Source organism: Streptomyces sp. NPDC090499 (assembly GCF_044769305.1).
GTDB lineage: Bacteria > Actinomycetota > Actinomycetes > Streptomycetales > Streptomycetaceae > Streptomyces.
Map to the genome: position 1 here is coordinate 412,076 of NZ_JBIVXP010000009.1, position 13,587 is coordinate 425,662.

Sequence of the window (13,587 nt, forward strand, 5' to 3'; positions counted from 1 at the left end):
GTCAGCCGAGGCAGATGACCAGCAGGCAGAGCTGCGAGGGCGAGGTCGCGGACGCAGTGGGTGCGGGGCTCGCCGACGGTGCCGAGGTGGCTGCGGCGGTGCCGGTCGTCGTGGTGGCGGTGGTGGCCGTGGGGGTGGGCGTGGCGGTCGCCGCCGACGCCGCCCCGGTGGCGGTACCGGACACCGTGGCGGCGGACCGGGACCGGGCGGCGGAGACCGTCGTGCGCGCCGCGGAGGTGGCGGTGTCCTGACCGGGCGTCGGCGTGGCCTGCGGCACTCCCGAGGTCTGCTCGTGCGGGGCGTTCGCCGTGACCGAGCGGGCGGACAGGGTCTGGTCCGGTGCGCGGTGCCGGCCGGTCGGGGCCGACGCCGCCGGGTCGGCGTCCGTGGCCTGCTCGTCGGCGAGGCCCATGGGCCTGTTGTCCGGGGCCGTGGCAGCCTGCGCACGGTCGGCGCCCTGCCGGTCCAGGGAGGCGACGGTCAGCCCGCCGCCGACCAGGGCGACCGCGGTGGCCACCACGGCCCGCCGCTGGTTCTTCTTCCAGCGGGCCCGCTGACGCCGCCGGGCCGCCCGGCCCAGCGGCGCCGGAAGGGCGGCGTCCGGGCCGTCGTACGGGCCTTCGGCGGCCTCTTCGGCGGTTTCCTGGATGGATTCTTCGGCTTCATCGGCGTAGGAGCCCGTGTCGAACCACGCGGTGGCGGCCGGGGCCTGCCAGGACGCCGCGCCGGTCGCCGCCGGGGCGACTACGGCACGCGGGACCATGTCCGGGGCGTAGGCGCCGCATCCGGGGCACGCCAGGGCGCCGTTGAGGTGCCGACGGCACGAGGAGCAGTAGTCCATCCGCGGTCTTCCTGACTCGACTGAGCCAGCGGCCTCATGAGCCGTGGCCTGATCTCGTTCGTACGTGGTATCGAACGGCCAGAACGGTAGCGAGCCTTTGGCCAGGCAGTGTGCAGCCTGTGTGTCGCTTCTGCACAGATGCCGTCACCCACGCGGCCCGCTCCGTCGGGAAGCCGGTCGGTCAGCCGATGTCGGTGCAGACGAGGACGCGGACGTCCCACGGGCCGAGGTCCAGCGCCGTGCCCGCGGCGAGCACCGTGCCGTCGAGGACGTCGGCGAGCGGCACCGGGGCGGGGACGCTCGAAGGCTCCCAGCTCCAGTTGTGGACGATGTGCACCCGGCGCCCGTCGGGTGCGGTGCCGGTCGTCGCGGTCACCGTGGCAGGGAGGTCCCGCCAGCCGTGGCGGGACGCCGGGGCCAGCCACTCGGCCAGCGTCCGACCGAGGTCGCGGCCCGGCACCGTGCCGACGTACGTCACCCGGCCCGCGCCGTGCGGGCGGGTGGTGACCGCGGGCCAGCGCCCGAAGTGCGGGTGGTCGTACTCGACGAGCGGCTCGGCGTCCGTGACGGTCAGGCCGTCCGCCCAGCGGGTGGCCGTGGCGCCTTCCGGGAGGTGGAGCGGGCCGCCGGGCACGGATCGTACGGGCAGGTCCTGCCCCAGATTGCTGAACTCGTCGTACGACACACCCGCCGCGTCCGTGAGGCGGCCGGGGGCCGGTTCGGTGCGGGCGCGGCCCTCCTGGTCGGCGTAGCCGGTGCGCGGGCCGAGGACCAGGTGGCCGCCCGCGTGGGCGTAGGCCGCGAGAAGGTCGAGGGTGGCGTCGTCGGCGAGGTACAGCGCGGGCACGACCAGGACCGGGTGCCGGCGTACCGTCTCCTCGGGCGTCTCGCCGTCCTGCAGTTGCCGGGCGTGGACGATCCGCACCTGGCGGCCGGCGTCGAAGGCGCCCCGGTGGAAGGCGTCGAAGATGCGGTGGTAGGCGGTCGGATCGGGGCCGCCGTCCGGCGCGGCCAGCGGCGGGTACTTCTGCATCAGCCACTTGCTCGGCGTCGAGTACACCATCGTGAGGTCCGCGTCCGGCTCCAGACCGGCGACGAGCCCGCCCGCCGTCTCGAACTCGGCTCCCAGCCGGGCGAGTTCGGCGTAGACCCGGCCGGGCCGGCCGGTGTGCGGCAGGATGCCGCCCCAGTAGGTCTCGGCGCCGAAGTGCAGCGTGTGCCAGTGCCAGTACTCGATCATCCTGGCCCCGCGCCCGACCAGCGCCCAGGCCGCCTGGCGCCACTGGCCGTCGTAGGCGGGCCGGTTGTCCCAGGGGAAGCCGATCGAACCGGCGTTGGTCTCGGTGACCAGGAACGGCGCCTGCCGTGAGGAGAACATCCAGTCGGCGGTCCGGTACAGCGACCACACCCCGCGGGTCCTCCACTGCTGCTCGTGGCCCTCGGGGGTGGGGTCGGGGAGCAGCAGACCGTCCTGCATGTCGTAGTACGGGTTGCCGGCCGCGATGTCGAGGCGGTCGGTCAGCTCGTCGTCCTCGACCGCGGGGCGGGTGTAGGAGATGCAGGTGGTGACGAACTGCTCCGGGCGGGCGTACTCGCGCACGATGTCCGCCTGCCAGCCGATGAACTCGGTGACCTGACGGGCCTGGAACTCCCGCCAGGCGATGTCGTACTGGGGCTGCGCGTTGCCGTCCGGGGTCCACAGGTCGGCCCACGTGGACAGCCGGTGGGACCAGTAGACCAGACCCCACTCGCGGTTGAGGGTCTCGACGTCCCCGTACCTCTCCCTCAGATGGTCGACGAAGCGCTCGAACACGCCCCGGTTGTGCAGGAGTTCGTTACCGGGCTCGTTGTCGACCTGGAAGCCGATGACCGCCGGGTGGTCGGCGTACCGGGCGACGATCCGGCGGACGACCCGCTCCGCGTGGAACCGGAACGCCGGGTGCGTGAAGTCGGCCTCCTGCCGGGCACCCCAGCCGATCCGCTCACCGGTGCGCCGCTCGCCCGCGATCTCCGGGTACTGTCGGGCGAGCCACGGCGGGACGGCGTACGTCGGGGTGCCCAGGACGACGGCGATGCCGCGCTCGTGGGCGCCGTCGAGTACCGGTTGCAGCCAGTCCAGGTCGAAGCGGCCGTTCTCCGGTTCCCAGGTCGACCAGACCGACTCGCCGACCCGGATGACGGTGACATGGGCGTCGGCCATCAGGTCGAGGTCGGTCTTGAGGCGTTCGGCGGGACGCTCGTACGGCTGGTACTCGTGGTAGTACGCGGCGCCGAACAGGACACGGGCAGGCAGAGCCGCCATGAAGGAGACCTCCGGAAGACAGTGATGGTGGGGGAGTTGTGTGTGGGGGTTGTCACTGCTTGACGCCGCCGGCCGCCAGACCGCTCTGCCAGTACCGCTGGAGCAGCAGGAAGGCGGCGACGAGCGGGACGATCGAGAGCAGGGAACCGGTCACGACCAGTGCCAGCATGTCGCTGCTCGCGCCGGCCCCGCCGTTCTGGGCCTGCGCGGCCCAGGAGGCCAGGCCCACCGTCACCGGGTACAGGTTGGGGTCGTTGAGCATGATCAGTGGCAGGAAGTAGTTGTTCCAGGTCGCCACGAGCGTGAACAGCAGGACCGTCACCAGGCCGGGGCCCAGCAGCCGCAGGGCGATCCGGAAGAAGATGCGGGCCTCGCCGGCCCCGTCGATGCGCGCGGCCTCCAGGAGGCTGTCCGGGACGGCGTCGGCCGCGTAGATCCGCATCAGATAGAGGCCGAACGGGTTGACGAGGGACGGCAGGATCACCGCCCAGGGGGTGTTGACCAGGCCCGCCTTGGCGAACAGCAGATAGGTCGGGATGGCCAGCGCGGTGGTCGGGACCATGACGGCACCGAGGACCAGGTTGAAGGTGAACCGGTCGCCCCGGAAACGGAACTTCGCGAATCCGTAGCCGCCGGCCGCCGCGAGCAGCGCGGCGCCGACCGCGCTGACGACGGCGTACAGGACCGTGTTGAGCAGCCAGTGCACGAAGACGCCGTCGTCCTGGGCGAAGGTCGCCCTGATGTTGGCCAGGAGCTGCGGGGTGTGCGAGAACCACAGGCCGAAACTGTTGAAGAGGTCCTGGGTGCTCTTGGTCGAGGCGATCAGCAGCCAGCACAGGGGGAGCAGGAAGTAGGCGAGCGCCGCCAGCATGGCGATGGTCAGCGGGGTGCTGCGACGGGTCGTCATGCGGCCCTCCCGAGGCCTTCTCGGCTGTCACGGCCGGTGCGCCTGTCGCGGCTGGTACGGCCTTCGCGGCTGCCGCGGTTCGCGGTGAGCAGCACACCGTAGGAGGCGATCACGATGACGAGCCCGAGGAGGAAGGAGACCGTGGCCGCGTAGTTGACCTGCTGGCCGGTGAACGCGAGGGAGTAGGCGTACAGGTTGGCGGTGTAGGAGCTGCTGATGACGTCCGGGGCGATCTTCATCAGCAGGTTGGGTTCGTTGAAGAGCTGGAAGCTGCCGATCACCGAGAAGAGGAGGGTGAGCAGCAGCGCGGGGCGCAGCGCGGGCAGCTTCACGGACCGGGCGATGCGCCAGGCACCGGCGCCGTCCACCGCCGCCGCCTCGTACAGTTCCTGCGGGATCGTGCGCAGGGCGGCGTACAGGATGATCATGTTGTAGCCGACGAACTCCCAGGTCACGATGTTCGCCAGGCTGCCCAGCATCCAGCCGTCGCTGAGGAAGTGCGGGGCCGGCAGGTCCAGTTTCCGGCTCAGCTGGGCGAACGGCCCGAAGTCCGGCCCGTACAGATAGCCCCACATGAGCGCGGCGACCACGCTCGGTACGGCGTACGGGACGAAGATGCCCAGCCGGATCACCCGCGCCAGCCGCAGCAGCCCGCTGTCGAGCGCGAGGGCGAACAGCAGCGCCAGCAGCAGCATCACCGGCACCTGGATCACGAAGAACAGCGCCACCCGGCCCACACCGTGCAGGAGTTGGGGATCGCCCAGTGCCTGCGTGTAGTTGTCGAGGCCGACGAACACCGTCCCGCCGATCAGGCGGCTCTGGAACAGGCTGAGATAGGCGGCGTAGCCGAGCGGGGCGAGGAAGAGCAGCAGGAACAGTGTCAGGAACGGGGCGACGAAGAGCGGTCCGGCGGCCCGGTGGCGGCGGGTGCCGGTCATCTCAACTCCCCTTGACCGTGAAGCCCTGGCTCTTCGCGTACGCCGTCAGCCGCGACTGCCAGCTGCCGAGCGCGCGGACCGTGTCGGTGTGGTCCGCGAGGGACTTGCCCACGGTCTCGGTCCAGTCGGTGGCCGCCTCGTCGAGGAACGGGGGCCACTGGAAGGAGGAGTTGACCGTGGAGCTGATGTCGGCGAAGACCTGGTTGACCTTCTGGCCGCCGTAGAAGGAGGGGGCGTCCCCGGTGAACGACGCGTCCGTGAGAAGGGCCTTGGTCGCGGGGAAGAAGAACTGCTCGGTGGCGAACATCCTCGCGCTGTCCGGGTCGCTGTTGAGGAACTGCGCGAACACGGCCGCCGCGATCGGGTTCTTGGTGGAGCGGACGACCGCGGTGGTGGAGCCGCCCCAGTTGCCGGAGCTGGGCTTGGCCGCGTCCCACTGCGGCAGCGGGGCCGCCCGCCACTTGCCGGCCGTGGCCTTGGCCGAGCCGGACAGGAACACCGGGCCCCAGGCGGCGGTGATCCAGGTGGCGTACTTGCCCTTGTTGAGGGCGGCGTACCAGGAGTCGGTGAAGTCCGGCTCGACGCCGATCACCCCTTCCTTCGCGAGCCCGCCCCAGTACGCGCCGAGCTTCCGCGAGACGGCGTCGTCCACGCTGATGGCGATGTCGCTCTTGCCGGAGGTGACATAGGGCTTGGCGCCCGCCTGCCAGAGCAGCCCGTGCCAGGCGGCGACCTGGTTGGCCGCGAGGTTGGTGAGGTAGACGTCCGGGTCCGCCTTGTGCAGCTTGCGCGCGGCGGCGGCGAACTCGTCCCAGGTGCCCGGGACTTCGATGCCGTGCTTCTCGAAGATGTCGTGCCGGTACAGCATGCCCATGGGGCCGGTGTCCTGCGGTATCGCCCAGATCTCGCCGTTGCCGCCGCTGATCTGGCCCCAGGTCCAGTCCACGAAGCCGGCCTTGAGCGCCGGGGCGCCGTACGGCCGCAGGTCGAGCAGACTGTTGGTGATGGTGAAGGTCGGGATGGCCTGGTACTCGATCTGGACCATGTCCGGTGCGCCGCTGCCTGCCTTCAGCGCTGTACGCAGCTTGGTGTACTGGGGTGTGCCCTGACCGGCGTTGACGATCCTGACCTTGACGGCCGGGTACTTCTTCTCGAAGAGCGCGACCTCCTTGGCGATGTTCGGGACCCAGGTCCAGAACGTCAGCTCGGTCGGGGTCTTCATGGCCTTGTCGATGTCGGCCTGGCTCACGGGCTCGGCCGAGGCGGAGGAACCGCCGCTGTCCCCGCCGCCGCAGGCGGTGAGGGCGGCGCCGAGCGACACGGCGCCGGTCGTGGCGAGGAACAGTCTGCGGCTCATGGGCGTGGTGCTGGACGTGGAGGTGAATCCGGGCATGGTGAACTCCCGCCGATGGCGAAGGGGCGGCACGCCTGGCGAGGGCGTGCGGGGCTGAGGAGAGGGAGGGTGAGGGGAGAGAAGGCGTGGAACCGTGCCGCAGGAGCGGCAAGCGGCGCGCGGGCCTGGGCGCCGGTGCGATGCAGGGCGCGCTCAGGGTGGCGAGGAAACGTGCGCGACCAGAGCGGCGTCGGCGACGGTGGGGCGGCTCGTGCCGGGATCGCGTGAGGTGGGGTGGTGCGGGTCGGACGGTGGGTCAGTTGCCTGTGCTGGTACCTCCGTTCGCGGATGAGGGACCCGATGCCGGGCCGCGCCCGCCACGGGCCGGTGTCCTCAGGCCCGGCGGGGGCGCGGTCGAGGCGCGGACGACGAGGTCGACCGGCGGACCGCTCGACGCCAGCGGATCCGCCGCCGGGTTCTCGATGGCGTGCACCAGGCGCTTGAGGCCCTCCTGCGCCACGGCGTCGAAGGGCTGGCGCACCGTGGTGAGCGGGGGAGTCACATAGGCGGCGACCGGGATGTCGTCGAAACCGACCACGCTGACGTCCTCCGGCACCCGCCGGCCGGCCTCGGCCAGCGCGCGGATCAGACCGATCGCCATGTCGTCGTTGGCGCAGAAGACCGCGGTCACCCGGTCGTCGGCGGCGAGTTCGCGCCCCGCGGCGTACCCGGAGGCGGCCGACCAGTCGCCCCCGGCGGCCGGGGGCACCTCCCTGCCGTCCGCGGCCAGGGCGGCCCGCCAGCCCTGCAGGCGGTCCCGCGCCGCGTACCAGCGCTGCGGACCGGAAAGGTGATGGACTGTCACATGCCCCAGGTTCAGCAGGTGTTCGGTGGCGGTGCGGGCCATCAGGTCCGCGCCGTCACCGGCGGTCAGCACGGTCGGTGCGGTGACCGGCGGCGGTGCGCCCATGACGAGGACCGGCACGTCGACGCGGAGGGACACGTCGCCCTGCTCGTCGATGGGTTCCGAGATCACGATGCCGTCCACGCCCTGGTCGAGGAGCGAGTCCACGGCACCGGAGAGGCCCGCCGGGTCGCCCTCCACCGTGTTGACCACGCGCAGCGCGTAGCCGGTGTCCCGGACGACCCGCTCGACGCCCATGAGCAGCGAGGCGGGTCCGTACAGGGCCGTGCCCAGCGTCACCACGCCGATCGAGCGGGTGCGCCCCGAGGCCAGCGCCCGGGCGGCGTTGTTGCGCCGGTAGCCGAGCTGTTCGGCGGCGTCGAGCACGCGACGGCGCACGTCCTCGGAGACGTACGGCTCGTCGTTGAAGACCCGCGAGACGGTCTTCTGCGAGACACCGGCCAGCCGGGCCACGTCGACACTGCGCGGCAAGGCCGTGCTCTTGCCGCGTCCCGTCCCTGGTGTCATGGCGTCTCCCGGTGACCGCTTGATCGGCGCTCATCATGTCATGCGCGGCCTGACTGACTACGCTGTCATGTCTGCGTAGTCATGTCTACGCAGTCATGCGGGTGGCGTCAAGAGTCGGGAACGCATCGATCGCGGCGGGGCGGACGTGCAGTAGTACCGGCGCAGGACGCGGTGGCCCGGACGCGTACTGCGGTTTCAGTAGGGCGTCCTGCGGATTCAGTAGGCGGCAGTGCCAGTAGCCGCACGACGACGAAGGGGCCCTCGTCAGGACAGCCTTGGTGACCAAGCGAGTTCGGATGTGGAGTGCTCTGACGTGGCTACTTTTCTCTATCGACTGGGCCGACTGGCCTTCCGGCGGCGCGGGTACGTCGCCCTGCTGTGGGTGGCCGTCCTGGCCGCCGTAGGACTGGGCGCGCTGCAGGCGCCGGGCGCCGCCGACGAGGAGTTCTCGACGCCGGGCATCGAGTCCCAGAAGGCGTTCGACCTGATGCAGGAGCGCTTCCCCGGCGCGGCGGCCGACGGCGCCACCGCACGGGTCGTCTTCGTCGCCCCGCACGGGCAGAAGGTGACCGCCACCGCGAACAGGAAGGCCGTCGAGGAGACGGTGGACGCCCTCGGCGACGGCACCCAGGTGGCCGGCGTCGCGGACCCCTTCACCGCGAAGGCGGTCAGCAAGGACGGCGCCACGGCCTACGCGACCGTCACCTACAAGGTGAAGTCCTCCGCCCTCACCGACGCCAGCCGTACGGCGCTGGAGAACGCCACCGACCAGGCACGCGACGCGGGCCTCACGGTCGAGACCGGCGGCTCCGCCATGGACAGCGGCGCCGGACCCGGCGGCACCGCCGAGATCGTCGGCATCGCGATCGCGGCCGTCGTGCTGCTGGTCACCTTCGGTTCGCTGGCCGCCGCCGGGCTGCCGTTGCTGACCGCGATCCTCGGCGTCGGCATCAGCATGTTTACCATCACCGTGCTGGCCGACGCCCTGGGCCTGTCCACCAGCACCGGCACCCTGGCGATGATGCTGGGCCTCGCCGTCGGCATCGACTACGCCCTGTTCGTCGTCTCCCGCTACCGGGAGGAGCGCGCCGGGGGCCGGTCCCCGGAGGAGGCGGCCGGCCTCGCGGTCGGCACGGCAGGCTCGGCGGTGGTCTTCGCCGGCCTCACCGTGGTCATCGCCCTGGCCGGACTCTCCGTCGTGGGCATCCCGATGCTGACCAAGATGGGCCTGACCGCCGCCGGGGCGGTGGTCGTCGCCGTCGTCATCGCCCTGACCGTCGTGCCGGCCCTGCTCGGATTCTGGCCGAACGCCGTACTGGCGGGCGCCGCGCGCAGGCGGGAAGGCAGCCGTCGCCCGCTGTTCCGGGCGAAGAAGGCCAAGAGGGCGAACAAGGCAGAGCCCCAGGGGGACAACCGGGGCACCCGCTGGGCCCGCTTCGTGCTGCGCCGCCCGCTCCCCGTGCTGCTGCTCGGTGTCGTGGGCCTCGGCGCCCTCGCCGTCCCGATGACCCAGCTGCAGCTCGGCATGCCCGGAGACGAGGCCAAGTCCACCTCCACCACCGAGCGGCGCGCCTACGACGACCTCGCCCAGGGCTTCGGCCCCGGGTTCAACGGCCCGCTGACCATCGTCGTGGACGCCAAGGGCGCCGATGACGCCAAGGGCGGGGTGAGCACGGTCCGGGAGCGGATCGCCGCCACCGACGGGGTCGTCTCGGTGTCGCAGCCGCACTTCAACAAGGCGGCGGACACGGCGGTGTTCACCGCCACCCCGTCCACCAGCCCCACCGACGAGAGGACGAAGACACTCGTCAAGACGATCCGCGGCGAACGCCCGGCCATCGAGTCGGCGGCCGGCGCGTCCTTCGAGGTCACCGGCACCACCGCGCTGAACATCGACATCTCGGGCAAGGTCCAGTCGGCGCTTGTGCCCTACCTCGTCACCGTCGTCGGTCTCGCCGTCGTCCTCCTGCTGGTGGTCTTCCGGTCCCTGCTCGTCCCGCTGAAAGCCGCGCTCGGCTTCCTGCTCTCGGTCCTCGCGGCCCTCGGCGCGGTCGTCCTGGTCTTCCAGCAGGGACACGCGGCCGGACTGTTCGGGGTGGAGCAGACCGGGCCGATCATGAGCCTGATGCCGATCTTCCTGGTGGGCATCATCTTCGGCCTGGCCATGGACTACGAGGTCTTCCTCGTCTCCCGGATGCGGGAGTCCTACGTCCACGGCGAACCGGCGAGGGAGGCGGTGGTCTCCGGGTTCCGGCACAGCGCCCGGGTCGTCGTGGCCGCCGCCCTCATCATGATCGCGGTCTTCTCCGGGTTCATCGGCGAGGGCGAGTCCATGATCAAGATGATCGGGTTCGGCATGGCCACCGCCGTCCTCCTCGACGCCTTCGTCGTACGGATGGCGATCGTGCCCGCGGTCCTCGCCCTGCTGGGCGACCGGGCCTGGTGGCTGCCGAAGTGGCTGGACCGGCTGCTGCCCCGGGTGGACATCGAGGGCGAGGCCCTCACCCGCGGCCCGGCCGCCGCGACGGTCGCCGACCCGGACCCGGCCGCCGACGAGACCGCCGAGGCACGCGTCTGACCGTTGCCGTCCGCCGGTGGGCCGCCCGTGGCACAGGTCACGGGCGGTCCCCGTCGGTTTGTCGGCCACCATGGACCCAGGCACCTCACCCGGAGAGACACATGACCACCAGCTTGGACCGCAGCACGGAACGCTCCCGGCGTGTCATGAGCGTCGCCATGGTGATGGCACTGCTGCCCTGCGTGGCCCTGGGTGCCGTACTCCGCCTCCCCGGAATCAGCCAGCCGCAGGAGTCGTGGCCGCCCACCGCCCTCGCCGCCGTCGCCTGCGTCGCCCTGCTGCGGGCACGTGACCACCCGCGCACCGTCGCCGCCGTGGCCATGGCCTGCGCGGTCGCCACCTTCGCCCAGGGCTACCTGCCCACCCCGCTCATGCTCGCCCCCCTCATGCTGGCCCTCTACTGGGTGGCCGCCGAGACCGACCGGCGGACCGCGCGGGTGTTCGGACTGGCGGCCATGGCCGTGGTGGTGATCGCCGCCATGCTCGACAACCCGGACGGCGACATGGTGCTGCTGCGCACCGTCGGCCCCGTGCTGTGGCTGCTGCTGCCCCTGGTCGGCGGCAGCAGGGCCCGGCTGCGGACCGCCTACCTGGAGTCCGTACAGGCCCGGGCCGCGTACGCCGAACGCACCCGGGAGGAGGAGGCCCGGCTGCGGGTCGCCGAGGAACGCATGCGGATCGCCCGCGAACTGCACGACGTCGTCGCCCACCACATGGCCGTCGCCAACGCCCAGGCCGGCACCGCCCGCCACCTCGTGCCCACCCGGCCCGAGCAGGCGCTGAAGCTGCTCGACGAACTGACGGTCACCACGTCCTCCGCACTGATCGAACTCCGGGCCACCGTCGGGGTGCTGCGCCAGTCCGGGGACCCGGACGCCGAGTCCCTGGAACCCGCCCCGGGCCTGGACCGGCTGCCCGACCTGGTCTCGACCTGCGCCGGCGCCGGACTCGACGTCACCCTCACCACCGACGGCGAGCCGCGGCCCCTGTCACCGGGCGTGGACCTGACGGCGTACCGGATCATCCAGGAAGCCCTCACCAACGTCACCAAGCACGGCACAGGACAGGGCGCCGAGGTCCGGCTCACCTACGAGCGGACCCGGCTGCTCGTCTCGGTCACCAACGACGGCGCCCCCACCGCCCCGCCGGCCGCCGGCGGCTACGGCCTGATGGGCATGCGCGAACGCGCCCACTCCGTCGGCGGCGACCTGCGCGCCGGACCCCGCCCCCAGGGCGGCTTCGAGGTCACCACCGCCCTCCCGCTCCACTCCCTCGCACCCGAAGAACCGGAGGCCGCCGCGTGAGTATCCGTGTCCTGCTCGCCGACGACCAGGCCCTGCTGCGCGGCACGTTCCGGCTGTTGATCGACTCCTGCCCGGACCTGGAGGTGGTCGCCGAGGCCGCCGACGGACAGCAGGCGGTGGACCTGGCCCGCACCCACCGCCCCGACATCGTCCTCATGGACATCCGCATGCCCGGCACGGACGGCCTCGCCGCCACCGCCGCCATCTGCGCCGACCCCGAACTCGCCGGCACCCGCGTCCTCGTCCTCACCATGTACGAGACCGACGAGTACGTCGCCCGGGCGCTGCGCGTCGGCGCCAGCGGCTTCCTCGGCAAGTACGTCACCACCGACACCCTCCTCGACGGCATCCGCACCGTCGCCGCCGGCGAGGCCCTGCTCTCCCCGGGCGCCACCCGCGCCCTCATCACCCGCTTCCTCGCCGGCCCGGCCCCCGGCAACCTCCTGGCACCCGCGGAGCGCCTGAACGACCTCACCCCGCGCGAACGGGAGGTCACCGCGCTCGCCGCCCGCGGCAAGTCGAACGACGAGATCGCCGGGGAACTCGTCCTGAGCGTCCTGACCGTCCGCAGCCACATCCAGCGCGCCCTGACCAAGCTCGGCGCCCGCGACCGCGCCCAGCTCGTCGTCATCGCCTACCAGACCGGCCTCGTACGCCCCGAGTCACGGCAGATCTGAGGACGCGGCCCCCCGGCCCGTTCTGCGCGCTCCCCGGAAAAACGCAGTTGCCGGGCCGTAGGACGCCCGTCGAGACTTGCGCGGGTGAAATCCGTGCTGTGGCCGTTCGACCTGTCCTGGGACGAGGTGGATCCCGCCCGTCATCCGTTCGACCACGCGGCGGCGGCTCGGGTGGTGCGCTCGCTCGGTCCGGCCCGATGCGTTCCCGGCCCTCCCGACGTGTCGCGCGTCGACCCGGCGATGAGTTCCTGGAGCCACGGCGAGGGCGACCTCTGGGCGACCGCCATGTCGCACGCCCTCATGGAGCGTTACGGCCGTTGGGCCGTGGGCTGGCGCTGGGCGCACGACGAAGGGGACCTCGACGGCGGGCCCGTCGGGAGCTGGTGCTGCCCGCGGGACTCGATCACCACCCCCGAGGAGACCCTCGACCGGGTCGTCGCGGCACTGAGCGAGTGGCGGGCGTGGCTGGAGCGCCTCGCCGGGCGGTTCGAGGCGTACCCGCTGGACCCGGACGTCGTCGACGACCAGCGGATCCTGTGGGAACGCGCCGCCCGGAACCTCATCCTGCAGGTCGTCGACCGTACGGGCTGCGGCAGCGGCTGGTACGGGCACTGCCGGCAGGTGCTCGCCTGGTTCCTCGACCGCTGGGGCGTCGCACCGGGCAACGCCCGCGCACTCGTCGACGAGGCGGTCGGCGGTCGGTTCCACAGCTGGGTCGCCCCGGACGGCGTGGTGGTCGACGACATCGCGGAGCGCCTCGCACAGTCGCTGCCGCCCTCCGGCGCACCGCGGGCCCCCGCCGGGCCGGCCGTCGACCACCTGGCGCGGTGGCTCGCCGTACGCGAGAACGTGGCCTGGCGGGAGGCCTCCGACCGCGGCGGGGAGGGGCCGGTGACACCGGCGCGCGACGGTGCGGCCGAGGACATCCGCGCCTTCGACCGCCCCCTGGACCCCGCCTGCGCCGACGGCCTGCTCGCCGCGCTCGAACGGCTCCGGGCCGACGCGGCGCACGGCGCGCCGCTCGACTTCGCCCTGCTCCAGGGCTGGCAACAGCACGTCCTCGGCACCGCACACCCGCCCGCCTTCCGCACCGCGCCCGCCTTCGCCAAGCGCGGCCGGGAGCACTACGGCATCGCTCCGGACACCCGGGCGCGCCTTGACGCATGCTTGGCCGGGAGCGCCGGGAGCGCCGGGAGCGCCGGGAGCGCCGGGAGCGCCGGGAGCGCCGGGAGCGCCGGGAGCGCCGGGAGCGCCGGGAGCGCCGGGAGCGCCGGG

The 13,587-nt window shown here is 72.4% G+C and carries 10 protein-coding genes; 4 read left to right on the forward strand and 6 right to left on the reverse strand.

What is annotated here, in order from left to right; all coding sequences use genetic code 11:
- Position 1: 1 nt before the first annotated feature.
- The 6 genes from ACIQVL_RS31545 to ACIQVL_RS31570 all read right to left on the reverse strand — a co-directional run bounded on the left by ACIQVL_RS31545 (position 2) and on the right by ACIQVL_RS31570 (position 7,753).
- Positions 2 to 841, reverse strand: coding sequence for a hypothetical protein (locus tag ACIQVL_RS31545; RefSeq protein ID WP_403477038.1), 840 nt, complete (start codon positions 839 to 841; stop codon positions 2 to 4).
- A gap of 181 nt (positions 842 to 1,022) precedes the next feature.
- On the reverse strand, positions 1,023 to 3,143 hold the full coding sequence (locus tag ACIQVL_RS31550) for a beta-galactosidase (protein ID WP_403477039.1): 2,121 nt from the start codon (positions 3,141 to 3,143) through the stop codon (positions 1,023 to 1,025).
- Positions 3,144 to 3,195: 52 nt separating this feature from the next.
- Positions 3,196 to 4,050, reverse strand: a complete 855-nt coding sequence (locus ACIQVL_RS31555) for a carbohydrate ABC transporter permease (protein ID WP_403477040.1) — start codon at positions 4,048 to 4,050, stop codon at positions 3,196 to 3,198.
- Positions 4,047 to 4,988, reverse strand: a complete 942-nt coding sequence (locus ACIQVL_RS31560; protein WP_403477041.1) for a carbohydrate ABC transporter permease — start codon at positions 4,986 to 4,988, stop codon at positions 4,047 to 4,049. Before ACIQVL_RS31560 ends, ACIQVL_RS31555 begins: the two co-directional genes overlap by 4 nt.
- Position 4,989: 1 nt before the next feature.
- On the reverse strand, positions 4,990 to 6,381 hold the full coding sequence (locus ACIQVL_RS31565; protein WP_403477042.1) for an ABC transporter substrate-binding protein: 1,392 nt from the start codon (positions 6,379 to 6,381) through the stop codon (positions 4,990 to 4,992).
- Between the two features lie 256 nt (positions 6,382 to 6,637).
- Positions 6,638 to 7,753 (reverse strand): LacI family DNA-binding transcriptional regulator, encoded by a 1,116-nt coding sequence (locus tag ACIQVL_RS31570; RefSeq protein ID WP_403477043.1) that lies wholly within the window; start codon positions 7,751 to 7,753, stop codon positions 6,638 to 6,640.
- Positions 7,754 to 8,066: 313 nt separating this feature from the next.
- On the opposite strand from ACIQVL_RS31570, the gene ACIQVL_RS31575 reads away from it, so the two are divergent.
- The 4 genes from ACIQVL_RS31575 to ACIQVL_RS31590 all read left to right on the forward strand — a co-directional run.
- Positions 8,067 to 10,331, forward strand: a complete 2,265-nt coding sequence (locus tag ACIQVL_RS31575; protein WP_403477044.1) for an MMPL family transporter — start codon at positions 8,067 to 8,069, stop codon at positions 10,329 to 10,331.
- Between the two features lie 101 nt (positions 10,332 to 10,432).
- Positions 10,433 to 11,635 carry a sensor histidine kinase gene (locus ACIQVL_RS31580; protein WP_403438539.1) on the forward strand — a complete coding sequence of 401 codons (1,203 nt, stop codon included), beginning with the start codon at positions 10,433 to 10,435 and terminating at the stop codon, positions 11,633 to 11,635.
- Positions 11,632 to 12,312, forward strand: a complete 681-nt coding sequence (locus tag ACIQVL_RS31585) for a response regulator (RefSeq protein WP_403438537.1) — start codon at positions 11,632 to 11,634, stop codon at positions 12,310 to 12,312. Before ACIQVL_RS31580 ends, ACIQVL_RS31585 begins: the two co-directional genes overlap by 4 nt.
- Before the next feature lie 84 nt (positions 12,313 to 12,396).
- Positions 12,397 to 13,587: cell filamentation protein Fic (locus ACIQVL_RS31590; protein ID WP_403477045.1), on the forward strand; the 1,191-nt coding region annotated here is incomplete at its 3' end.